The organism is Microbacterium sp. C448, from assembly GCF_000582705.2.
GTDB lineage: Bacteria > Actinomycetota > Actinomycetes > Actinomycetales > Microbacteriaceae > Microbacterium > Microbacterium lacus_A.
This window is the reverse complement of the sequence record NZ_HG779792.1, coordinates 1-260: the sequence shown is the minus strand read 5'-3', so window position 1 is coordinate 260 and position 260 is coordinate 1. Positions and strand designations below refer to the sequence as shown.

The following is a 260-nucleotide window of genomic DNA, read 5'->3' as shown; positions in this document are numbered from 1 at the left end:
CCGTTCTCGACGGCCTGGAGGCGACGCGGCGGATCGTGGCGGATCCCGACAGCTCGGCGGCCGTCCTCATCGTCACCACGTTCGATCGTGACGACTACCTGTTCCAGGCCCTCGCTGCGGGAGCGAGCGGATTCCTGCTGAAGAACGCGGGACCCGAAGACCTCGTCGCGGCGGTCCGCGTCGTGGCATCCGGTGACGCCCTGCTCGCGCCCGAAGTGACGCGGCGGGTCATCGCCCGGTTCGCGGGCGAACCCGAACAC

General features: G+C 70.4%; 1 protein-coding gene. It reads left to right on the top strand.

The window, feature by feature from the left end; genetic code table 11:
- The coding region (locus tag MIC448_RS14400) for a response regulator transcription factor (protein WP_036301264.1) at nucleotides 1-260 on the top strand (260 nt) is incomplete at both ends.